General features: G+C 73.8%; 20 protein-coding genes and 1 pseudogene. 14 read left to right on the top strand and 7 right to left on the bottom strand.

Annotated elements, in window-relative coordinates; genetic code table 11:
• The first annotated feature begins 8 nt into the window (after nucleotides 1-8).
• On the top strand, nucleotides 9-809 hold the full coding sequence (locus tag ABTZ03_RS00410) for a sugar phosphate isomerase/epimerase family protein (RefSeq protein ID WP_350510597.1): 801 nt from the start codon (nucleotides 9-11) through the stop codon (nucleotides 807-809).
• 225 nt (nucleotides 810-1,034) lie between these two features.
• Here ABTZ03_RS00410 and ABTZ03_RS00405 read toward each other — a convergent pair whose 3' ends face one another.
• Nucleotides 1,035-1,778, bottom strand: a complete 744-nt coding sequence (locus ABTZ03_RS00405; RefSeq protein WP_350510596.1) for a dienelactone hydrolase family protein — start codon at nucleotides 1,776-1,778, stop codon at nucleotides 1,035-1,037.
• Between the two features lie 202 nt (nucleotides 1,779-1,980).
• Here ABTZ03_RS00405 and ABTZ03_RS00400 point away from each other — a divergent pair, with 202 nt between their 5' ends.
• The gene (locus tag ABTZ03_RS00400) at nucleotides 1,981-2,379 is read left to right on the top strand and encodes a VOC family protein (protein ID WP_350510595.1); all 399 of its coding nucleotides are present in this window, start codon (nucleotides 1,981-1,983) and stop codon (nucleotides 2,377-2,379) included.
• A 181-nt stretch (nucleotides 2,380-2,560) separates the two neighbouring features.
• Here the strand turns inward: ABTZ03_RS00400 and ABTZ03_RS00395 are convergent, their stop codons facing one another.
• Entirely contained in the window at nucleotides 2,561-3,646 is a 1,086-nt protein-coding gene (locus ABTZ03_RS00395; protein ID WP_350510594.1) for a substrate-binding domain-containing protein, read from the bottom strand.
• Between the two features lie 229 nt (nucleotides 3,647-3,875).
• Between ABTZ03_RS00395 and ABTZ03_RS00390 the strand changes: the two genes are divergently transcribed.
• Genes ABTZ03_RS00390 through ABTZ03_RS00375 form a run of 4 tightly spaced genes read left to right on the top strand, consistent with a single transcriptional unit; the run spans nucleotide 3,876 to nucleotide 7,472 of the window.
• Complete coding sequence (locus tag ABTZ03_RS00390; protein ID WP_350510593.1) at nucleotides 3,876-4,751, top strand: SIS domain-containing protein; 876 nt, start codon at nucleotides 3,876-3,878, stop codon at nucleotides 4,749-4,751.
• Entirely contained in the window at nucleotides 4,748-5,686 is a 939-nt protein-coding gene (locus tag ABTZ03_RS00385; RefSeq protein ID WP_350510592.1) for an ROK family protein, read from the top strand. The genes ABTZ03_RS00390 and ABTZ03_RS00385 overlap by 4 nt, the downstream gene beginning before the upstream one ends.
• Nucleotides 5,683-6,627: a 1-phosphofructokinase family hexose kinase gene (locus ABTZ03_RS00380; RefSeq protein WP_350510591.1), complete on the top strand. Its 945-nt coding sequence runs from the start codon at nucleotides 5,683-5,685 to the stop codon at nucleotides 6,625-6,627. The genes ABTZ03_RS00385 and ABTZ03_RS00380 overlap by 4 nt, the downstream gene beginning before the upstream one ends.
• Nucleotides 6,628-6,635: 8 nt before the next feature.
• The gene (locus tag ABTZ03_RS00375) at nucleotides 6,636-7,472 is read left to right on the top strand and encodes a class II fructose-bisphosphate aldolase (RefSeq protein WP_350510590.1); all 837 of its coding nucleotides are present in this window, start codon (nucleotides 6,636-6,638) and stop codon (nucleotides 7,470-7,472) included.
• Between the two features lie 69 nt (nucleotides 7,473-7,541).
• Here the strand turns inward: ABTZ03_RS00375 and ABTZ03_RS00370 are convergent, their stop codons facing one another.
• Complete coding sequence (locus ABTZ03_RS00370) at nucleotides 7,542-8,123, bottom strand: TetR/AcrR family transcriptional regulator (protein ID WP_350510589.1); 582 nt, start codon at nucleotides 8,121-8,123, stop codon at nucleotides 7,542-7,544.
• 66 nt (nucleotides 8,124-8,189) lie between these two features.
• Between ABTZ03_RS00370 and ABTZ03_RS00365 the strand changes: the two genes are divergently transcribed.
• From ABTZ03_RS00365 to ABTZ03_RS00355, 3 genes are all read left to right on the top strand, one after another.
• Nucleotides 8,190-9,203 carry an SDR family NAD(P)-dependent oxidoreductase gene (locus ABTZ03_RS00365; protein ID WP_350510588.1) on the top strand — a complete coding sequence of 338 codons (1,014 nt, stop codon included), beginning with the start codon at nucleotides 8,190-8,192 and terminating at the stop codon, nucleotides 9,201-9,203.
• A 74-nt stretch (nucleotides 9,204-9,277) separates the two neighbouring features.
• A complete protein-coding gene (locus ABTZ03_RS00360; protein WP_350510587.1) occupies nucleotides 9,278-9,481 on the top strand; it encodes a CsbD family protein in 204 nt (67 codons plus the stop codon).
• Between the two features lie 50 nt (nucleotides 9,482-9,531).
• Complete coding sequence (locus tag ABTZ03_RS00355; RefSeq protein ID WP_350510586.1) at nucleotides 9,532-9,714, top strand: hypothetical protein; 183 nt, start codon at nucleotides 9,532-9,534, stop codon at nucleotides 9,712-9,714.
• 81 nt (nucleotides 9,715-9,795) lie between these two features.
• Here ABTZ03_RS00355 and ABTZ03_RS00350 read toward each other — a convergent pair whose 3' ends face one another.
• The 3 genes from ABTZ03_RS00350 to ABTZ03_RS00340 all read right to left on the bottom strand — a co-directional run bounded on the left by ABTZ03_RS00350 (nucleotide 9,796) and on the right by ABTZ03_RS00340 (nucleotide 13,486).
• Entirely contained in the window at nucleotides 9,796-10,557 is a 762-nt protein-coding gene (locus ABTZ03_RS00350) for an MgtC/SapB family protein (protein WP_350510585.1), read from the bottom strand.
• A gap of 205 nt (nucleotides 10,558-10,762) precedes the next feature.
• Complete coding sequence (gene htpG, locus ABTZ03_RS00345; protein WP_350510584.1) at nucleotides 10,763-12,718, bottom strand: molecular chaperone HtpG; 1,956 nt, start codon at nucleotides 12,716-12,718, stop codon at nucleotides 10,763-10,765.
• A 60-nt stretch (nucleotides 12,719-12,778) separates the two neighbouring features.
• Nucleotides 12,779-13,486 carry a type III effector protein gene (locus ABTZ03_RS00340; protein WP_350510583.1) on the bottom strand — a complete coding sequence of 236 codons (708 nt, stop codon included), beginning with the start codon at nucleotides 13,484-13,486 and terminating at the stop codon, nucleotides 12,779-12,781.
• Between the two features lie 159 nt (nucleotides 13,487-13,645).
• Between ABTZ03_RS00340 and ABTZ03_RS00335 the strand changes: the two are divergent.
• Nucleotides 13,646-14,725 (top strand): annotated as a pseudogene (locus tag ABTZ03_RS00335) (SDR family oxidoreductase); the annotation flags it as partial.
• Between the two features lie 123 nt (nucleotides 14,726-14,848).
• Here the strand turns inward: ABTZ03_RS00335 and ABTZ03_RS00330 are convergent.
• Nucleotides 14,849-15,769: an LLM class flavin-dependent oxidoreductase gene (locus ABTZ03_RS00330; protein ID WP_350510582.1), complete on the bottom strand. Its 921-nt coding sequence runs from the start codon at nucleotides 15,767-15,769 to the stop codon at nucleotides 14,849-14,851.
• A gap of 495 nt (nucleotides 15,770-16,264) precedes the next feature.
• On the opposite strand from ABTZ03_RS00330, the gene ABTZ03_RS00325 reads away from it, so the two are divergent.
• The 4 genes from ABTZ03_RS00325 to ABTZ03_RS00310 are packed head-to-tail and all read left to right on the top strand — an operon-like array spanning nucleotide 16,265 to nucleotide 21,109.
• Nucleotides 16,265-17,794, top strand: coding sequence for an NAD(P)/FAD-dependent oxidoreductase (locus ABTZ03_RS00325; protein WP_350510581.1), 1,530 nt, complete (start codon nucleotides 16,265-16,267; stop codon nucleotides 17,792-17,794).
• Nucleotides 17,791-19,209 carry an aspartate aminotransferase family protein gene (locus ABTZ03_RS00320; RefSeq protein ID WP_350510580.1) on the top strand — a complete coding sequence of 473 codons (1,419 nt, stop codon included), beginning with the start codon at nucleotides 17,791-17,793 and terminating at the stop codon, nucleotides 19,207-19,209. Before ABTZ03_RS00325 ends, ABTZ03_RS00320 begins: the two co-directional genes overlap by 4 nt.
• The gene (locus ABTZ03_RS00315) at nucleotides 19,206-19,643 is read left to right on the top strand and encodes a hypothetical protein (protein WP_350510579.1); all 438 of its coding nucleotides are present in this window, start codon (nucleotides 19,206-19,208) and stop codon (nucleotides 19,641-19,643) included. The genes ABTZ03_RS00320 and ABTZ03_RS00315 overlap by 4 nt, the downstream gene beginning before the upstream one ends.
• On the top strand, nucleotides 19,640-21,109 hold the full coding sequence (locus tag ABTZ03_RS00310) for a GMC family oxidoreductase N-terminal domain-containing protein (protein WP_350510578.1): 1,470 nt from the start codon (nucleotides 19,640-19,642) through the stop codon (nucleotides 21,107-21,109). Before ABTZ03_RS00315 ends, ABTZ03_RS00310 begins: the two co-directional genes overlap by 4 nt.
• Nucleotides 21,110-21,123: the final 14 nt, after the last annotated feature.

Raw genomic sequence — 21,123 nt, 5'->3', positions numbered from 1 at the left:
AGGCCGCCATGCCGCTCGCCCTCTCCACCCTTGGCCTGCCCGGGCTCGCCCTCCCTGCCGCCGTCCGCCTCGCCGCCGACAGCGGCTGGGACGGGCTGGAACTGCGGTGCGCGCAGGGCGAGTCGGTCCATCCGGCGATGACGCCGGCCGAACGCCGCACCGCCGCGGCCACCCTGGCAGCGGCCGGGATCGCCCCGATCGCGCTCGCCGGCTACATCGGGGTGGCCGCCCCCGGCGACGACCGGCCGGTGCTCGCCGAACTCCGGGCGTCCCTGCGCCTCGCCGCCGACCTGGGCTGCCCGGCCGTCCGGGTCTTCCCGCACGGCGGCGACGGCCCGGCGGCCGAGGCCGACCACCGTGCGGTGCGCCGGCTGACGGCGGTCGCGGAGGAGGCCCGGCGGCTGGGTGTGCGGGTGCTGGTGGAGACCCACGACTCGCACCGCGCCGGACGCGACGTGGCCCGGCTGCTCGACGGCGTCCCGCCCGACGCGGCGGGCGCGCTCTGGGACCTGCTGCACACCTGGCTGGCCGGTGAGACCCCCGCCGCCACCCGTGCCGCGCTCGTCGGGCGGCTCGGCCACGTCCAGGTCAAGGACGTGGCCGGCCCGGACGACCTCACCCCGCTGCCGCTCGGCGCGGGCCGGCTGCCGATCGCCGACTGCCTGCGCTTGCTGCCGCCGGACTGCTGGGTCTGCTGGGAGTACGAGGCGCCCTGGCACCCGTCGGCGGCCCCGCTGCCGCCGCTCCTGGCGCAGGGCGCGCGGTCGCTGAGGTCCTGGCTGTCCTTCGACGGTCGACCCAGCCGCTGAGCCGGGGCCCGTCCCGTCCAGCCCGTTCCGGTGATCCCGTCGCCGACCCTCACCTGCTGCCGCGTCGGTCAGCGCCCATGGGTTCGGACACCGCGTGCCCCTGCCGACTCGGCAGGGGCACGCGGTGCAGCGGGCCGGTGAGGGCCCGCGCCCGTCCTCGACGAGCGGCGTCCTCACCGACGCCGCCTACCGCCTACCGCCTGCTGACGGCCCGGCGGTCCGGCCTCACCTCAGGTGCCGGGCGAAGAAGCGGGCCCCGGCGTCGAGCTCGTACTGCGGGACGCCGGTGTGCCCGCCCATGTTGGCGTGCAGGGTCTTCTCCTTGGAGCCGAAGGCGTCGAACAGGTCCAGGGCCGCCTGCCGGGGGTTCCCCTCGTCGTCCCACTGCAGCAGGACGTGCAGCGGGACGGTGACCTGCCGGGCCTCCTCGAAGACGGCCGCGGGCACGAGACTCCCGGCGAACAGGTTGGCGGCGGCGATGCGCGGCTCGACCGCCGCCATTCGGACGCCGATGGAGATGATGCCCCCCTCGTACCCGACCGGGCCGGCGATCGCGGGCAGCGCGAGGAGCTCGTCGAGCGCCGCCCGCCACTCCGGGACGGCCCGCTCGACCAGCGGGAGGATCAGGGCGTCGACGATCTCGCCGGTGACCGGCTCGCCGGCCTCCATCACCCGGCGCAGGTCGGCGCGGGCCTGGTCGGCGGCGGCCCAACGGGGACGCTCACCGCTCCCGGGGAGCTCGATGGTGGCCGAGGCGAAGCCGTACTCCGCCGCGTAGTACCGGGCCCGCCCCGCCAGCCGGGGGTACATCCTGGCCAGACCGAGCGGCGGCGGGGAGATCAGGATCAGCGGCGCCGGTGCGGACTCGGAGGCGGACGCGGGCGTCCAGAGGATGCCGGGGATCTCGCCGAGGGTGAACTCGCGCTCGACGACGCCGTCGTCGAAACGCTGCTCAGAAGTGATGTGCATGGTGGTGCCTTTCGGGAGTGCTCAGAGAAGGCGCTCCCGGACGACGACCTATCGCCCGACCGTGACCCCGGAGGGGAGCACCCATGTCGATCCTGCGTTCACGGGTACCACCTCCTCGTTCTCCTGCACGGCCTCCGGAAAGGTAGCAGTGGTCGTACAGGTTCGCCAAGCGGGTACCGGATCGGGTGTGGGAGGGTGGCTCATGCCCTTGAGCGACTTCCACCTGCGCGCTTCGGTCGCCGTGTCCGACATCCGGCGCGCGGTCGCCTTCTACGAAGGAAAGCTGGGTCTGCGGGCCTTGCGGGCCGGTCCGAGCGCCGACATCCCCGACGGCAGCCGGGTCTACGGTTCCGGTGGCGGCCCGGCGCTGAACGTGTACCAGTCGGGCACCGCGGGGACGGCGCGGGCGACCGTGGCGGTCTGGTACGTCGAGGACATCGAGCGGGTCGTCGACGAACTCACCGCCGCCGGCGTCGACTTCGTCCGTTACGACGGGCTGGCGTACGACGCCAGGGGCATCACCGCGCGGGCCGGCGGCGGACGCATCGCGTGGTTCCAGGACCCGGACGGCAACACCTTCGCCCTCGAAGCCGACGCCTGAGCACCGGGGCACCGTCCACCGCAGCCCAGGTCACCACGTCGTCCCACCCGGTTCCGCGAGCAGTCGAGGAGCGATCGACTCCGTCCCGGGCCCGCTCTCCCGGATCCTGCTGGGCGCACGCTGCCGCCCGCCGGCGGCCCTCCGCCCCGGCTGAGCGGCCCTCCGCCCGGCCGGCGCGGCGTCAGCCCCGGGCGGGCAGGGCGCCGCAGGAGGAGCGGACCACCAGGGACGGCAGCAGGCCGATGTGGTGGGCCGGGAGGTCGGCGCCGGTGGAGAGGCGGCGTAGCAGCAGGTCCAGGGCGACGGTGCCGACGGCCTGCTTCGGCGGGGCCACGGCGGTGAGCGGGGGCGTGGTGAGCGAGGCGAAGACGTCGTCGTAGGAGATCAGCGCCAGGTCGTCGGGCACCCGCAGGCCCCGGGCGCGCAGGAGTTGGGGCAGCTGGATCGCGTCCCGGTCGTTGTGGACCAGGACGGCCCGCACGCCCTGTTCGGCGTGCTCGGCGACCCGGTCGGCGAGCCACTCGGGGTCGGCCGGGGCCATCGGGTCGGTGCCCCAGGGGTGCACCTCGACGACGGGATGGGTCTCCAGGCCGAGCAGCCGGGCGGCCTCCCGGTAGCCGGCCCGCACCTCGTGGGCGGTCCAGGTGTCGTTGCGGGCGGCGAGCAGCACCGACCGGTGGCCGAGGGCGGCGAGGTGGCGCAGGGCCAGCAGGACGCCGTGCCGGTGGTCGGAGACGACCGCGTCGAGGTCGGCGGCGACCGCCCCGGCGGCCGCGCGGCGTTCGACCAGCACGGTGGGGACGGGGAGCTTGGTGAGCCAGTCGCCCTCGTCCGGGGTGCCGGGGCGCCAGTTCGGGGTGAACAGCAGGCCGTCGACGCCGGAGCCGAGGATGCGTTCCACCTGGGCGCGGTCGTCCTGCGCCTCGTAGGGGGAGATGCCGAGCACCAGACGGGCGCCGGCCGCCGTCGCGGCGGACCGGGCGCCTTCGATGATCTCGTCGAAGTAGGAGCCCACGGTCGGGACCAGCAGGCCGACGACCGGGCCGGCGCCACCGGGGCGGCGGTGGCCGGCGGCGGCGCCCTGCGGTAGCGAGACGGAGCCGTGCGAGCGCTGGAGCAGGCCGCTCTCGGCCAGCGCCGCGACGTCCCGGCGGACCGTGACGGTGGGCATGCCGAGGCGCTCGGCGAGGTCGGTCACGCGCACGGAGCCCAGCTCACGCACCACGTCGAGGATGCGGGCCCGACGCTCCTCCGCCGAGATGGCCACGGTGTCTCCTCCGGGTCGTTCCTGGCCGCAGGGTAGCCAGTGATTTTCGATCGAATCGTATCGCACGATCGAAATTCGATCAAAGGCCTGGTCGGACCTGTTGTCGGACGTTCCGTGGGTCGACTGCGACCTGCCCCGGCCACTCGATCGCCTGTGTTCAATTCTGATTGATTGGTCTATGTTGTGCTCATCTTCAAGCAGAACACTGCAACTTTGCGCAGGAGTCTTCATGTCACACGTCGCCGCGGAGATCGCCAGCCAGCCCGAATGCTGGTCCCGTGCCCTGGAGTTGAATCCCGAAGGCCTGCCCCAGCCCGGTGAGCGCGTCGCCGTCCTCGGCTGCGGCACGTCCCTCTACATCGCGCAGGCCTACGCCGCCCTGCGCGAGGAGAGCGGCCTCGGCGAGACCGACGCCTTCGCCGCCTCCGCCCACCCGCACACCCGCCGCTACGACCGGGTGCTCGCGATCACCCGCTCCGGCACCACGACCGAGGTGCTCGAAGCCCTCCACCGCACCTCCGGCACCCCGACCACGGCGATCACCGGAGACCTCGACACCCCGATCACCGGCGCGGCCGACACCGTCGTCGACCTCTCCTTCGCCGACGAGAAGTCCGTCGTGCAGACCCGCTTCGCCACCACCACCCTGGCCCTGCTCCGCGGCCACCTCGGCCTCGTCGCCACCGACCTGCCCGAGCACGCCGCCCGGGCCCTGCGCCAGGACCTGCCCGAGGGTGCGGTCGGCGCCGAGCAGTTCACCTTCCTCGGCACCGGCTGGACCACCGGCCTCGCCCACGAGGCGGCCCTCAAGGTCCGGGAGGCGTCCGGCAGTTGGACCGAGTCCTACCCGGCCATGGAGTACCGGCACGGCCCGGTCAGCATCAGCGCCCCCGGCCGGGTCGTCTGGTTCCTCGGCGAACCGCCCGCCGGCCTGCTCGCCCAGGTCGAGGCGACCGGGGCGACCGCCGTCACCGGCTCCGATCTGGACCCGATGGCCGAACTGATCCGCGCCCAGCGCCTCGCCGTCGCCCTGGCCGAGGCCCGGGGCGTCGACCCGGACCAGCCGCGCAACCTCACCCGCTCGATCATCCTCGCCCAGCCGTGACCGTCATCGCCCTCGACGTCGGCGGCACCGAGATCAAGGGTGCCGTCGTCGCCGACGACGGCACCCCGCTGCGGTCCGAACGCTGGCTCACCCGCGCCGAGCGTGGCCCCGGCGCCGTCATCGACACCGTCCTCGGCTGCGCCACCGACCTCGTCGACCTCGCCCGCCAGTCCGACACCCCGCCCCGGGCCGCCGGAATCGTCGTCCCCGGCGTGGTCGACGAGCGGACCGGGACGGTCCTGCGCGCCGTCAACCTGGCCTGGCAGGACGTCCCGATCCGCCCCTGGCTGGCCGAACACCTCGGCCTGCCGGTCGCGTTCGGCCACGACGTCCGGGCCGGCGGCCTCGCCGAGGCCAGGCTCGGCGCCGGCCGCGGCAGCGACTCCTTCCTCTTCGTCCCGGTCGGCACCGGCATCGCCGCCGCCGTCCTGCACGAAGGCCGGGCCCTCACCGGCGCCATCGGCGCGGCCGGGGAACTCGGCCACCTGGTCGTCCGCCCCGACGGCGACCGCTGCGCCTGCGGCAACCGGGGCTGCCTGGAGACCGTCGCCTCGGCCGCCGCCCTCGCCCGCCGCTACGCCCGGCTCACCGGCCGCCCCGACGCCACCGCCGAGTCCGTGCACCGCGGGCTGTGCGACGGCGAGGAGACGGCCGTACGGATCTGGGCCGAGGCGGTGCACGCGCTGGCCGACGGACTGGCCGCCGCGACCACCCTGCTGGACCCGGAACGGATCGTCCTGGGCGGCGGACTGGCCCGGGCCGGCGAGGACCTGCTCGGCCCGCTCCGCCGGGCGCTCGCCGACCGGCTGACCTTCCGGCCCGCGCCGCGCCTGGTCCGGGCCGAACTCGGCCACCGGGCCGGGTGCCTGGGCGCGGCACTGCTCGCCCTCGACCTGGCCGTCGATTCCGTTCCCGCCCCCGGAGGTGCCCGGTGATCTTCACCGTCACGCTCAACGCGGCCATCGACACCACCTACCGCCTCGACCGGGTGGTCCCGCACGGCAGCAACCGGGTCGCGGCGGTGGCCGAGCGGGCCGGTGGCAAGGGGGTCAACGTCGCCCGGGTGCTCGCCGCGCTCGGCCACGACACCGTCGCCACCGGCTTCGCGGGCGGCGCCACCGGGCGGCAACTGCGCGCCGACCTCGCCGAGGCCGGACTGCGCGAGGAGTTCGTCCCGATCGGGGGAGCGACCCGGCGCACCGTCACCGTCGTCGAGGAGGCGGCCGGCGACGCCACCGTCTACCTGGAACCCGGGCCGGTCATCAGCCCCGACGAGTGGTCCCACTTCACCGACCGTTACCGCCGGCTGCTGCGCACCGCCGAGGCCGTCGTACTGTCCGGCTCGCTGCCCGCCGGCGTCCCCCCGGACGCCTACGGCATTCTCATCACCCTCGCGACCGAGGCGGGCGTCCCGGCCGTCCTGGACGCGCAGGGCCCGGCCCTGCTCGCCGGACTGGCCGCCGGTCCGGCGCTGGTCAAGCCCAACGCGGCCGAACTCGCCGCCACCGCGGGCCCGGTTACCCCGCTCACCGGGGCCCGCAAGCTGCGCGCGGCCGGTGCCCGGGCGGTGGCCGTCTCCCTCGGCCCCGGCGGACTGCTGCTCAGCAGCCCCGAGGGCGACTGGCGGGCCCGGCCCCCGCAGGACGTGCGCGGCAACCCCACCGGGGCCGGGGACTCCGCCGTCGCCGCGCTCACCGCCGGCCTGGTGGCCGGTACCCCCTGGCCCGAACGCCTCGCCGAGGCCGTGGCCCTGTCCGCGGCCACCGTCCTCGCCCCGCTCGCCGGCGGCTTCGACCCGGCCGACCACCGGCGGCTGCTGCCGCAGGTGACGGTCCGTCCGGTCTACCCGGCACCCTCATCTGCCTCCTCCTGGTAAGGAACACCATGCCCCTCGTAGCCACCGGCTCGATCGTCGGACCGGCCGCCCGCGGCCGGCACGGCGTCGGCGCCTTCAACGTCATCCAGCTGGAACACGCCGAGGCGATCGTCGCCGGCGCGGAGCGGGCCGGAGCCCCGGTGATCCTGCAGATCAGCGAGAACGCCGTGCGCTACCACGGCGCCCTCGCCCCGATCGGCCAGGCCGCGCTCGCCGTCGCCCGGGCCGCCGACGTCCCGGTCGCGGTCCACCTGGACCACGTGACCTCCGTCGAACTCGTCGGCGAGGGCGTGCGACTCGGCTTCGGCTCCGTCATGTTCGACGCCTCGACACTCGACTACGAGGCCAACGTCCGGGCCACCGCCGAGGTGGTCTCCCGCTGCCACGCGGAGGGCGTCTGGGTCGAGGCCGAGCTCGGCGAGGTCGGCGGCAAGGACGGCGTCCACGCCGCCGGAGCCCGCACCGACCCGGCCGAGGCGGCCGCCTTCGTGGCCAGCACCGGCGTGGACGCCCTCGCCGTCGCGGTCGGCAGCTCGCACGCCATGCTCACCCGGGACGCCGTCCTCGACCTGGACCTGATAGCCGCCCTCGACCGCGCCGTCCCGGTGCCCCTGGTGCTGCACGGCTCCTCCGGCGTGGCCGACGAGAACCTCGCGGCCGCCGTGCGGCACGGCATGACGAAGGTCAACATCGCCACCCACCTCAACAAGGCCTTCACCGCCGCCGTCCGCGCCTCCCTCGACGCCCACCGGGACCTGGTCGACACCCGCCGCTACCTCGGCGCCGGCCGCGACGCGGTCACCACCGAGGTCACCCGCCTGCTCACCCTCCTCCGCACCGCCTGACCCGCCGCCCCCCACGACACCCCACGCCGCAGGGGCCCCTGCGGCGTGGTCGCCCGCAGCCGTGAACCTTCAGCGCACCAGGAGCTCGATGGCGACCTTCAGGCGTTCGAGGTAGAACTCCCGCGACCCGGCCTGGTACTTCAGGCCGATCGATGTGCTGATCACGGTCCGTGCGACGGCGGTGGCCGTCCCGTGTCCCGACTCGACGGCGATCGCGTCGGTGATCAGCTCCTCGAAGCGTCGCGGAGCGGTCTCCGCGATCTCCCCGAGGAGGTCGGGGTTGTCCTCGATCAGCACCACGACATCGCGCGCCAGCGGGCCGACGTAGCGGCCCGCCCACCGGTCGAAGGCTTCGAGGAGGCGGGTCGCCAGGGGGCGGCCGGTGTCGGCCAGGATGTGTTCGACCGCCATGAGGTCGCGCGACAGGGCCTGGGTGACCGCGGCGCGGAACAGGGCCTCCTTCGAGGAGAAGAGGAAGTAGAGCCCGGGGCGGGAGATGCGCGCCACCCGCGCCACCTCCTCCATCGACGTCTTGCGGTAGCCGTATCGCGCGAACGTGGCCAGAGCGGAGTCCAGCACGACGGTCCGACGGTCCGTGGTGGTGGCGGCGGTGGTGGGCGATGGCAGGGGGTCGGCCTCGGGGCTGCTCATGAGGCGAGCATAGGAGCGGGAAACCTCACTGTACAAGTTCGGTTCAGTTTGTATAGCGTCGCCGTCATGACGGCTCACGTGCCACTCTCCACGTCCTTCACCGCGTCCAGTACGGCCGATGAGGTGGTCCGGGGCGTCGACCTCACCGGAGTCCGGGCGATCGTGACGGGAGCCTCCTCCGGGATCGGGGTCGAGACGGCCCGGGCGTTGACCGCGGCCGGGGCGCAGGTGACGCTCGCCGTGCGGAACACGGACGCGGGTGACGCCGTGGCCGGAACGATCGAGAGCTCGACCGGAGGGATCCGCCCCCGGGTCGCCCGGCTGGACCTCGCCGACCGGGGCTCCGTCGCGTCGTTCGTCGCCGCGTGGAGCGGCCCGCTCCACCTGTTGGTCAACAACGCGGGCGTGGTCACCGGCGGCCTCGAACGAACCCTTGAGGGCTGGGAGTTGCAGTTCGCGACGAACCACCTGGGGCACCTCGGCCTCGCCGTCGGCCTGCACGACGCCCTGGCTCGCGGAGCGTCCGAGCGCGACGGGGCGCGGATCGTCTCGGTCAGCTCCACGGCGCACATGCGCTCCGGTGTCGACTTCGACGACCTCCACTTCGAGCGGCGCGCCTACGACCCGCAGATCGCCTACGCCCGGTCGAAGACGGCGAACTCCCTGTTCGCCGTGGAGGCGACCAGGCTGTGGGCCTCCGACGGCATCGTCGCCAACGCGGTCAACCCCGGCGGCGTCGCGACGGGCCTGCAGCGGAACTTCACCGCGCAGCAGAAGGCGTCACTCGATGCGGCCGAGGCCGCCGGAGTCTTCACGTACAAGACGGTCCAGCAGGGAGCCGCCACCACCCTGGTCGCGGCCGTCGCCCCGCAGTTCGCCCGCTCCGGAGGCCACTACCTCGACGACTCGCGGGAGGCCTACACCGTGCCGAACGACGCTGACCTCGCGCACCACCCGCACGGTGTCAAGGAATGGGCACTCGACCCCGCCATCGCCGAGCACCTCTGGGCGGTCTCGACCGACCTGCTCCGCATCCCGCCGTCCGGTTCCTCGCACTGGAGAGCGATCGAAGGGGAATGAAAGCCCCAGAACCGGGCAAACGGTGTTGGGAGTGCGGTGCCGCCGCACCGTCGACCGAGGACTGGAGGAAACCGATGGGTGACCTGTCGAACAAGGCGCGGGAACTGGCCGGCAAGGCGAAGGAGAAGGCCGGCGACCTGACCGGGAACCGGGAACTCAAGGGCGAGGGCCGGGCCGACCAGGTGGAGTCGAAGGTCAAGCAGGCCGCCGACGACGTCAAGGACGCCGTACAGGGCGCCGCGGACCAGGTGAAGGGTGCCCTGAAGCGGCACGACTGATGGGGGACGTTCACGGAAGGAGCGGATAGAGCGGAAGGAGGAGAGCGGACATGGCACTGATCCTCGTGATCCTGCTCGTCGCGGTGGTGTTCGGCTTCGTCGGAGTCCTGGTGAAGGGCCTGCTGTGGCTCCTCGTCATCGGCATCGTCCTGTTCGTCGCCGCCCTGCTGTTCGGCGGGGTGCGGCTGTTCGGCGGGGTGCGGCTGGGCCGCGGCCGGGGCGGAGGCAGGTAGGGGCCGGAGTGGCTCCGGTCGGCACGGCGGGTCGCTCGTCGGCGGCCCGCCGTGCTCACGTCCGGGGGCGACGCGAGGGCGTCAGTCCTCCGGGCGGCTGACCGAGCAGGTCAGGACGCCGGGGATGCGGGACAGGCGTTCGGTGAGGGCGGCGAGGTCGGAGCGGCCTTCGACCGTGACGGACACCACCGTGATCCGGCCGTCGTCGTCCGGCACCGCCGGCGGTTGCTCGAGGGATGGGCCGAGCAGGCCCTGCCCGCCGTTGGAGGGGACGACGGTGGTCAGCTCGGTCACCGAGAAGCCCTCCTCGGTGATCCCGGTGATCAGGTCGCGCAGCAGGCCGCTCCCCTGGAGGTAGCTGATCCGGCAGGTGGCGGGACGGGCCCGCAGCTGGGGCAGGCGGTGGGTCAGCGGGCGCAGCACGGAGGCGACCAGGAAGTAGGCGGCCGTCGCCACGGTGGCCAGTATCGGCAGTCCGGCCGCGGCCGCCGAGCCGATGGCGGCGGTGAGCCAGATGGTGGCCGCGGTGGTGAGGCCGCGGATCGAGCCGCGCTGGACGAAGATCACCCCGGCGCCGATGAAGCCGAGCCCGGACACGATCTGGGCCGCCATCCGGGACGGGTCGAGTTCGACCTGCCCGGTGCGCAGCACGTCGCTGAACCCGTACTTGCTGACCAGGGTGAACAGTGCCGCACCCAGGCCGACGACGGTGTAGGTGCGCAGCCCGGCGGCCTTCTGCCGGATCTCCCGCTCCAGGCCGATCGCGCTCGACAGCACCAGCGCGATCACGAACTCGGCGAACTGGGGCCAGCCCTGGCCCGAGGGCTCGTTGATGCCCAGCACTCGTGTCTCCTTCGCGTCGTCGGCGGCCTCACCCGCGGCATCGCGGGGACGGTGGCCTGCGGCTGCCGAGCGGGGGAGCAAGTGCCTTCTGCCGGTGGGAGGTTCGTCCGGTGCACCGATGCATACCCGGCCGCGTGGGTGCGCACGCGAACGGCAGAGCCCGTGCTGCCCGGGGTGCGGCCGGCCGCACCCCGGGCGGGCGGGGTTACAGGGTGTGGGTGAGGCGCTCGGTCAGCAGGCGGGTGAAGCGGGCCGGGTCGGGCAGGTCGCCGCCCTCGGCGAGCAGGGCGCTGCCGTGGACGAGTTCGGCGGTGTCGACCAGCGCCGGGTCGTCGGCGTTCGCCTCGTGCGCCCGGCGCAGGGCGGTGACGAGGGGGTGGGTCGGGTTGAGTTCGAGGATGCGCTTGACGGCCGGGAGTTCCTGGCCCATGGCCCGGTACAGCTTCTCCAGGGTGGGGGTCAGGTCGTGGGCGTCGCCGACCAGGCAGGCGGCGGAGGTGGTGAGCCGGGTGGAGAGGCGGACCTCCTTGACGTGCTCGGCCAGGGCGGTCCGGAGCCAGCCGACCAGCGGGGCGAAGTCCTGCTCGCGCTGGGCCTTCTCGGCCTTCGCCTGGTCGCCGTCGTCCCCGTCGGCGTCGCCGTCGAGGTCGACCTGACCCTTGGCGATGGACTGGAAGGCGTGGCCGTCGAAGGCGGGGACCTGGTCGGTCCAGACCTCGTCGACGGGGTCGGTGAGGATCAGCACCTCGTAGCCCTTGGCGGTGAAGGCCTCCATGTGCGGGGAGTTCTCCACCATGGCCCGGTTCTCGCCGGACAGGTAGTAGATGGTGTCCTGGCCGTCCTTCATCCGGTCCACGTACTCGCGCAGCGTGGTCGGCTTCTCCGGGTCGTTGGTCGAGGCGGCGCAGACCAGTTCCAGCAGCGCGTCGGTGTTGTCGCGGTCCTCCAGCAGGCCTTCCTTGAGGACCCGGCCGAACTGCTCCCACAGCGCGGTGTAGGCCTCGGCCTTGTTGGTCTTCACGTCCTTCAGGGCGCCGAGGACCTTCTTGACCAGGCGCCGGCGCACGGCGGTGATCTGGCGGTCGTGCTGCAGGATCTCGCGGGAGACGTTCAGCGACAGGTCGTGGGCGTCGACGACTCCCTTGACGAACCGCAGGTAGTTCGGCATCAGCGCGTCGCAGTCGTCCATGATGAACACGCGCTTGACGTACAGCTGCACGCCCCGCTTGGTGTCGCGGGAGAACAGGTCGAAGGGGGCGTGGGAGGGGATGAACAGCAGCGCCTCGTACTCGAAGGTGCCCTCGGCGCGCATGTGGACGGTCTCGGCCGGGGGCTGCCAGTCGTGGCTGATCTGCTGGTAGAACTCGTGGTACTCGGCCTCGGTCACCTCGCTGCGGGGACGGGCCCACAGCGCCTTCATCGAGTTCAGCGTCTCCAGCTTCTCCGACGGCTTCTCCGCCTCGGGTGCGGTCTCGTCCTCCGCCTCGGCAGCGACACCGGTGGTCTCGGCGGCCATCCGGATCGGCCAGCGGATGAAGTCCGAGTACTGCTTGACGATCTGGCGGATCTTCCACCCGGCCAGGTAGTCGCCCAGCCCGTCCTCGCCGTCCACCGGCTTGAGGTGCAGCGTCACGGACGTGCCCACCGGCAGGCCCTCGGCCTCCGCGATGGTGTAGGTGCCCTCGCCGTCGGACTCCCACAGGGTCCCCTGCTCGGTGCCCGCCCGCCGGGTGCGCAGGGTGACCTTGTCGGCGACCATGAACGCCGAGTAGAACCCGACGCCGAACTGCCCGATCAGGCTCTGCGCGGCGGCCGCGTCCTTGGCCTCCTTGATCTTCGCCAACAGGGTGGCGGTGCCGGACTTGGCGATGGTGCCGATCAGCTCGACGACGTCCTCACGGGTCATGCCGATGCCGTTGTCCCGCACCGTCAGGGTGCGGGCCTCCTGGTCGACCTCCAGCACGATGTGCAGGTCGGAGGTGTCGGCGTCGAGGGCGGAGTCGCTGAGGGACTCCAGACGGAGCTTGTCGAGGGCGTCGGAGCCGTTGGAGATCAGCTCGCGCAGGAAGATGTCCTTGTTCGAGTAGATCGAGTGGATCACCAGCTGGAGCAGCTGGCGGGTCTCCGCCTGGAACTCCAGCGTCTGGGTCGAACTGGCCACGGAGGGCGTCTCCTTCAAGAGGTGGAAAAGTGGAAAGGGGTTCGGGAACGGCCCGGCCGCTCACGGCCCGGCCGGGGGTGTGCGGCGCCGCAGGTCGCTGTCGGCGCGCAACCGGTCGGTCCGGGCGGTGAGTTCGTCGAGGCGATCGGCGATCGCCGGGTGGTCCGCCGCCAGCAGCGGCCGGGTCTCGGCGAGCGGGGCGAGCAGGCGTGCGGGGTCGTGGTGGCCGAGCGCCTCCATGAGGCGCTCCAGGGCGGGCACGGCCGCGGCGCTCAGGTCGTCCAGGGCGCCGATCTGCCCGGCGAGGCGGCGCAGCTCCGCGGCGTGCTCGCGGGCCCAGGCGGTCACCGCGCGGTCGGCGGCGCGCCGGCCGCGGACGGCCTGGACGCGCTGCTCGCCGGTGCTGCCCGCCTCGGTGCCGGCGTCCGCGTCGGGCCGCAGGCGCAGGTAGCGGCGCTCGGCGGCCTGCCGGCTCCGGACACCGAGCGGTTCGGCGAGGTCGGCCCAGGTCGCGCCGGCCTCGCGGGCGGTCTCGATCAGGCCGGTCTCCCACTCGGCGAGTTCCTCGCGCAGCCGGTGCAGGACCACCAGCGCGGCCAGGGCCTGCTGCGGGTCGCGCTCCGCCGCGTCGTCCGGCGGTGCCTGCCGGGCGGTGCGGGCGGCGGCCTCCATCGCGCCCAGCGCGGCGGCCGCGGCCGGGAACGAGGCCGGACCCGCCCCGGCCCCGCCGGCGTCCCGCGCGTTCATGGCGTCGTCGTGCGCATCCATGTCGTCCCCCTCCCGCTGACCCGCGCCCCTGTCATCGTCTGGATGACACCCTACGGTGATTCGTGTCGCGCCGCACCGGTGTGAACACTCTCCGGGACCTGCGGCCGCTCTCGTGAAACGCTGCAAAAACGCTTCGACTGGGCCTCCGGGCGTGAACCGGCCGTGATCATCGGCTCCGGCAGCGCCTCGTTCGAGATGCTCCGCCACCTCACCGAACGCCTGCCCGCGATGGTCACGCCGCGCTGGGTCGCCACCCGGATCCAGCCGATCGCCGTCCGGGACGTCCTGCGCTACCTGGCCGGCGCCGCCGAGCTGCCGCCGGAGGTCAACCGCACCTTCGACATCGGCGGCCCGGAGGTCCTGACGTACGCGCAGATGATGCACCGCTACGCACGGATCGCCGGACTGCCGCGGCGCCTCATCGTGCCCGTGCCGGTGCTCACTCCGCGGCTCTCCGGTCACTGGGTCGGCCTGGTGACCCCGGTACCGAACGCCATCGCCCGTCCGCTCGTGGAGTCGCTGCGCCACGAGGTGGTCTGCGGCGAGCACGACCTCGCCCGGTGGGTGCCCGACCCACCGGAGGGCCTGACCGGCTTCGACCGGGCCGTGACCCTCGCCCTGCGCCGCATCAAGGACGCCGAGGTCGCCACCCGCTGGTCCTCGGCCTCCCTGCCCGGTGCTCCCAGCGACCCCCTGCCGAGCGACCCCGACTGGGCCGGCGGCAGCCTCTACCAGGACCTCCAGGAACGCACCGTGACCGCCTCATCCGCCGCCGTCTGGCGGGTGATCGAGGGCATCGGCGGCGACAACGGGTGGTACTCCTTCCCGCTCGCCTGGGCCCTGCGGGGCTGGCTCGACCGCCTGGTCGGCGGCGTCGGCCTGCGCCGGGGCCGCCGCGACCCCGCCCGGCTGCGGGTCGGCGACTCCCTCGACTTCTGGCGCGTCGAGGAGATCCAGCCGGGCCGGCTGCTCCGGCTGCGCGCCGAGATGCGGCTGCCCGGCCTGGCCTGGCTGGAACTGTCCGTCACCCCGGACGGCGACCACCGCACCCGCTACCGCCAGCGCGCCCTGTTCCACCCGCAGGGCCTGGCGGGCCACGTCTACTGGTGGTCCGTCGCACCGTTCCACACGGTGGTGTTCGGCGGCATGGCCCGCAACATCACCGAGCGCGCCCGCCGGCCCTACCCGCCGTCGCCTTCGGCCGGGAACCCGGGAGACGCGGGCGAGCAGCCGCGGTGACCAGGGCTGACCGGAGGTCATATGTTCGCAACCACCTCACTTCTTCGTCCGGAACCGTCTGCGCGCCAACAACATCACGATCGACCCCGACGTGGTCCCGTTCTGCGGGGTCGGGCGGGCCGCCTACAACGCGACCGGGGACGTGCTCCCGGTGGGGGCGGCTCCCGGGTCGGTGGGGCAAGGGGGCCCGGCTCCGATCCGAGCGCGGACGAGGTCGACCGGGCCCCGGAACCAGCCGAGCTTCTCCACCCACCAGGTGAGGCCGGCCGCCCGGTACGGTGCGATGACCGTCTCGTCGGCCTCAGGCCGGAGCCCGGACGTCTGCCCCTCCATGACGACGTCGAACGGCCTTTCCCGGTCCGCCTGCTGGGCGCGGACGTAGGAGACCACGGCCGCCAGGTCGGCCGGGGGCATCATCTCGGTGTGGCCCACTCCCGCCCGGGTGGGGAAGACGCCGTCCCAGTGCGCGGCCCGCCGCATCGGGCGCCGCGCGGGCCAGGTGCCGGCGATCCACACCGGGATGCGGGGGTGTTGCGGGCTCACCGGCTGGAAGGTGAGGTCGGTGACCGTGAACCAGCGGCCGTGGAAGGTGAACGGCCGGCCCGTCCAGAGCCCGTCGAGGACGTGCAGGGCTTCGTCCAGCTTCTCCGCACGCACCCGCGGGTCCGGATCGTGGCCCAGCGCCTCGAACTCGGCGGCGGAGGACCCCAGGCCGGCACCGAAGACCAGCCGACCGCCACTGAGCAGGTCCAACGCGACGGTCGCGCGGGCGACTTCGGCGGGATGCTTGAGCGCGAGCACGTTCACCATGACGCCGAGTCGCAGGCGCTCCGTGTCGGCGGCGATCGCGGCCAGGGTGGTCCACGCGTCGGTGAGGTGCTCGTCCGGGTGTTCCGCGACCTGGCCGTCCCAGACGAAGAAGCCGTCCCAGCCGGACCGTTCGGCCAGCAGTCCCAGTTCGCGGAGCAGCCGGGGATCCGCGTACTCGCGCCGGTTGGGCAGTCCGACGGCGTAGCGCAGCGGCTGCTGTGGCGTGGCGTCCATCGGTCGTCGCCTTCCTGGTCGCCGTTCGCCGATCGGCTTCCCGAGCGGCTTCCTGGGCGGTCTCCCGACCGGATCCGGCGGTCGCCGACGCGGCCGGGTTCCCGCCTCGATGATGTCGGCTGCGCGACGCCCCGGGCAACCGGAACGGCGGCCCCCGGCCACCTGGCCGGGGGGCTGGGGCGGCCGTGGGCGGGCGGGCGGACGCTCCTCCGCAGGCCGGGAGCCGGGCCCGGTGCTACGGTCCTCTGGGAGCCCGAATCACCGGCGGCGGTTCCGACGCCCTCCCCGCGTGGCGGCGTCCCTTCGGCGGACGGCACGCCACCCTCCCCTCTCAGCAGTGGTCGACCGGAGTACCGCGGCTGCTGCGCCCTGCGGCGGGACCGCGGGGCGCCTCCGATGCCGACGAGGGCGGGCCCGCGCCGCCCGGGCCCTCCACACCTCCCACACCCATCGCCTTCGGACGGAACAGCACCGGAGGATTCGAAGGGAGCAGCGATGTCCGAGAACAGCGCGGCCCCGGGACCCGGTCCGCGGCACCTGAGCGGCCCGACGGCGGGCACGGCACCGCTGAACGGCCGAGCGAACGGCCGAGCGAACGGCCGAGCGAACGGCCGGGCGCCGGCCCCGGCGTCCGGCGACGAGGTCCTGGTGATCGGCGGCGGGTTCACCGGCCTGGCCGCCGCCCATGAACTCGCCCTGGCCGGGGTGCCCTGCCGGGTGCTGGAGCGCGAGCCGTACGTCGGCGGCCTGGCAGGGTCCTTCGAGGTCGGGGGAGCCCGGCTGGAACGCTTCTACCACCACTGGTTCTCCTCCGACCTGGAGGTCCAGGGGCTGTGTGCGGAGCTCGGCTGCTCCGACCTCCTCCAGCCGCACCGGACCCGGACCGGCGTCTACTACGCGAACTCGGTGTACCGCTTGTCGAGCCCGTGGGACGTGCTGCGCTTCGCCCCGCTCCCGCTGCCCGACCGGGTCCGGCTGGGCTGGTCCGCGGTCCGGGCCCACCAGGTGAAGCACTGGCGGGACCTGGAGGACCTCACGGCCCGGGAGTGGCTGTTGGAGCTGAGCGGGCCGCAGGTCTACGAGACGGTCTGGCGTCCGCTGCTGGAGGGCAAGTTCGGCGAGTACGCGGCCGAGGTCGGCGCCACCTGGATGTGGACCAAGCTCCACCTGCGCGGCGGCAGCCGGTCGCACAGCGGCCGCGAGGTCCTCTACTACCTGCGCGGTGGCTGCGCCGCCCTGCTGGACGCGTGGGTCGCGCGCCTCTCCGAACTGGGGGTCCGGATCTGCACGGGCACCCCGGTGCGGCAGGTGTTGACCGACGCCCGCGGGGTGTGCGGGGTCCGCACCGACAGCGGCGTGCTGCCCGCGCGGCGGGTGCTGGCCACCACGGCACCGGACCTGCTGGCCGGCTTCCTCGCCCCCGTCCCCGTCGACGCCCCCGCAGCCGCCCCCGCCGGACCGCCGCCCCATCCGGACGTGCCGGCCGTCCGCCGTCGGCTGTCCGACATCCCCTACCTCGCCAATCTGTGCCTGGTGTTGCAGACCGACCGCTCCCTGTCGGACACCTACTGGCTCAACGTCACCGACCCGTCCTTCCCCTACGTCGGCGTCATCGAGCACACCAACCTGGAGGCCTCCGACGCCTACGCCGGGCGGCACCTGGTCTACCTGTCCGCCTACCTCCCGACCAGCGCCGAGCTGTACCGGATGGACGACGACGCGGTGTTCGACGCCAGCCTTCCGCACCTGAGCCGGATGTTCCCGCAGTTCCGGCGCGACTGGGTCCGCCGCCACCACGTCTGGCGGGCCGACCACGCCCAGCCGGTCATCACCCCGCACTACTCCGACCGCATCCCCGCGGTGGAGACCGACGTGCCGGGGCTCTACCTGGCCAGCATGGCCCAGGTCTACCCCCAGGACCGGGGCACCAACTACGCCGTGCGGCAGGGGCGGCAGGTCGGCCGCCTGATCGCCGACCGGATCCGCACCGCCCACCGCACCGTCCCTGAGGAGGCGACGCGATGAACTCCCTGATCAGCACCGAGGATTGCGAGCGGATGCCCATCGCGCGGGTGCACGAGCTCTACCGTCGTCATGTCAGCCGGGGCCAGGTGACGCTGCTCTCCGCCTTCGGGTTCGGCCGCGATGTGGTGGACAGCGCCTCCGGTTGCTGGATCACCCTGCGCGACGGGCGGCGGATCCTGGACTTCACCGGCGGGATCGGCGTCCTCAACCACGGCCACAACCACCCCCGCATCCTGGCCGCCCGCCGACGCTTCCAGGAACTGCGGCGGATGGAGGTGCACAAGAACTACTTCTCCCCGTACGTCGCCGCGCTCGGCCACAACCTGGCCCAGCTGCTTCCCGCGGACCTCGACGTCAGCTACTTCCCCAACTCGGGCGCGGAGGCCGTCGAGGGCGCCCTCAAGATGGCCTACAAGTACCACCGCGGCCACCGCGGCACCGTACTGCACTCCGACATCGCCTTCCACGGCAAGCTGCTCGGCGCCGGGAGCCTGACCGCCTCGCCGGAGGTGCACTTCAGCTTCCCGCGGATCCCCGGCACGGACGGCTTCGCCTTCGACGACCTCGCCTCCCTCGAACTGGCCCTGGAGCGGCACACCACGCCCGAGGGCGGCAGCGACGTCTACGCGCTGGTCCTGGAACCCTTCAGCGCCTCCAGCCTGCGCGAGTGCTCGGAGGAGTTCCTGCGCGAGGCGCGCCGGCTGTGCACCGAGCACGACATCGTCCTGATCTTCGACGAGGTCTACACCTCCTGGGGCCGGACCGGTTCGCTCTTCCACTTCATGCGCCACCCCGGTCTGGTCCCGGACGTGGTGACCACCTCCAAGTCCTTCGGCGGCGGCAAGGCGTCCATCTCCGGCTACGTGGCCAGGGAACCGGTCTTCCGCCGGGCCTACGACTCGCTCCCCGACGCCACCCTGCACAGCACCACCTACTACGGCTTCGGCGAGGAGACGGTCACCGCGCTGGAGGCCGTGGCGATCGCGGTCGAGGACGACTACCCCGCCCGGGCCCGCCACCTCGGCGAGCGGCTGCACACCGGTCTCACCGCGCTCGCCGCCGACCACCCGCAGCTGATCGCGGAGGTGCGGGGCACCGGCGCCCTCCAGGGCGTCGTCCTGCGGCACGGTCCGGCCGCCCTCGACCACGCGCTGCGGCTGCTGCCGTCCTCCTTCGCGCGCGACCCGCAGGCCGGGGCCAAGCTGGCCACCGCCGCCGTGGTCGCCGCCCTCTACCGCGACCACGGTGTGCTCACCTACTACGGCTCCAACCGGGACCTCCCGCTGATCGCGGCGCCTCCGCTGGTGGCCGAGGACGCCGACCTCGACGTCTTCCTGAAGGCCCTGGACGCGGTCCTGGCCAAGGGCATGCCCCGGCTGCTGGCGGGCCTGGTCCGGGAGAAGGTCACCGCATGAGCGCCCCGGCGGCCCCCGCCGCATCAGCCGTCGAAGGGTTCCGGACCGTGCGGGAGCACCGTCGCCTGCGGGCCTGGGAACGGCGGGTGCGTTCCGCCGGGCTCCCGCCGCTGTGGGCGGGTCGCTGCACGGCCCTGGCCGAGCCGTCCCGCCGGGCCGCCGCGGTCCACCACACGGCCGCCACCCTGGCGGCTCTCCCGAGGCCGTACCGGGTGGTGTTCGCGCTGCTGATGCGGGTGTTCCCGGTCGCCGTCGTCCTCGCGGACCCGACGGGCCCGTTCCGGGGCACCTCGGACCGGGCCCGTTCGCAACGGGTCGCCGACCGGCTGTCCACGGTGCCCGGTTTCGCCGAACTGCTCAGGGTGAGCCTGGCGCTGGCCCTGCACGGCGCCCTGGACGGACCCGCCGCCGCACCACGGCGGGAGCTCGGATGACCGGGGCCGTCCGGATCGTCCGCTGCGACGCCCTGGTGATCGGCTCGGGGGCCGGTGGCAGCACGGCGGCCCTGGAACTCGCCGGCGCGGGCCGGGAGGTCCGGGTCCTGGAGGAGGGCCCGCTCGTCCCCCAGGAGCGGATCACCCGGGCGTCACCGGCCGAGAACCTGCGGCTGCTCTACCGCCAGGGCGGTCTGGTGCCCATCCACGGCGCACCCACCATCCCCTTCGGGGAGGGGCGTTGCGTCGGGGGGACCACCGTGGTCAACGGCGGGCTGTTCTGGCGCCCGCCCGAACGCCTGCTGGCGGGCTGGGCGGCCGCCGGCGTCGACGGCTTCGCGGCCCACCAGCTCACCCCGCACCTGGCCGAGGCGGAGCGGCGTCTCGGAGTCGTCGATCAGCCGCCCGGACCGGGGAACCGCGACTCGGTGCTGCTCGCCCAGGCGGCCGACCGGCTCGGCTGGCGCTGGGCACCGGCCCGCCGGGTGGTCCGGGGCTGCCGGCACTCCAACCGGTGCGTCACCGGCTGCCCCACCGGGGCCAAGCAGAGCATGCTGGTGAGCTACCTGCCCGCCGCCGAACGGCTCGCGGCGGTCGTCGAGCCCGACACCCGGGTCGTCCGGCTCGACCACGACGGCACCCGGGTCACGGTCGTGCACGCGCTGCGCGACGGCCGACGAGTGCGCTACCTCCCGCGGACGGTGTTCCTGGCCGCCGGTCCGATCGGCAGCGCGCTGCTGCTGCGGCGCAGCGGCATCGGCGGGCGCGGACCGGGCCGGGCCATCGCCTTCCACGTCAACTTCCGTACGGTGGCGCGGTTCGGCGAATCCGTCCGGGCCACCGAGGGCACCATCTTCACCGCGCAGCTGCAGGAGTTCGCCGCCCGGGGCGTGCTGGTGATGCCCGGCAACCTCACTCCGGGGTCGCTCGCCGCGGCGCTGGCCGCCCATCCCGCCGGGACCGTCGACCGGATGCTGGCCCAGCTGGACCGGATCGCGGTCTACACGACCCAGGTGAGCGTGCGGGGCACCGCCCGGCTGCTGGCGGTCCCCGGCCTCGGCGCGGTCCTGCGGCACCGCCTGACCGACGGCGACCGGGACCTGCTCCGCTCCGCCTTCCGGCACACCGCCGAACTCCTCCTGGAGGCCGGCGCGGTCGAACTGCTGCCGCCCGCACCCGTCGGCCTGACCACCGCCGCTCAGGCGGCCGACTTCGCGCGGCACGCCCGGCCCGAGAACTGGGACCTGATCTCCGTCCACGCCATGGCGTCCTGTCGGATGGGCCCGCCCGACCTGGGCGGGGTGTGCGACGCCCAGGGGCGCCCGTACGGCTTCACCAACCTGCGGCTGTGCGACGCGAGCGTCCTGCCGGGCGCCACCGGGGTCAGCCCGCAGGAGACCATCATGGGCTTCTCCCACCTGCTGACGGCCCGGTACCTCGACCGGCCCAGCGGTGGTGACGGGTAGTCATTTCGGGGTTC

It is taken from the genome of Kitasatospora sp. NPDC096077, from assembly GCF_040303245.1.
In the GTDB taxonomy this organism is placed as follows: Bacteria; Actinomycetota; Actinomycetes; order Streptomycetales; family Streptomycetaceae; genus Kitasatospora.
This window is presented reverse-complemented; position numbering and strand designations above follow the sequence as displayed.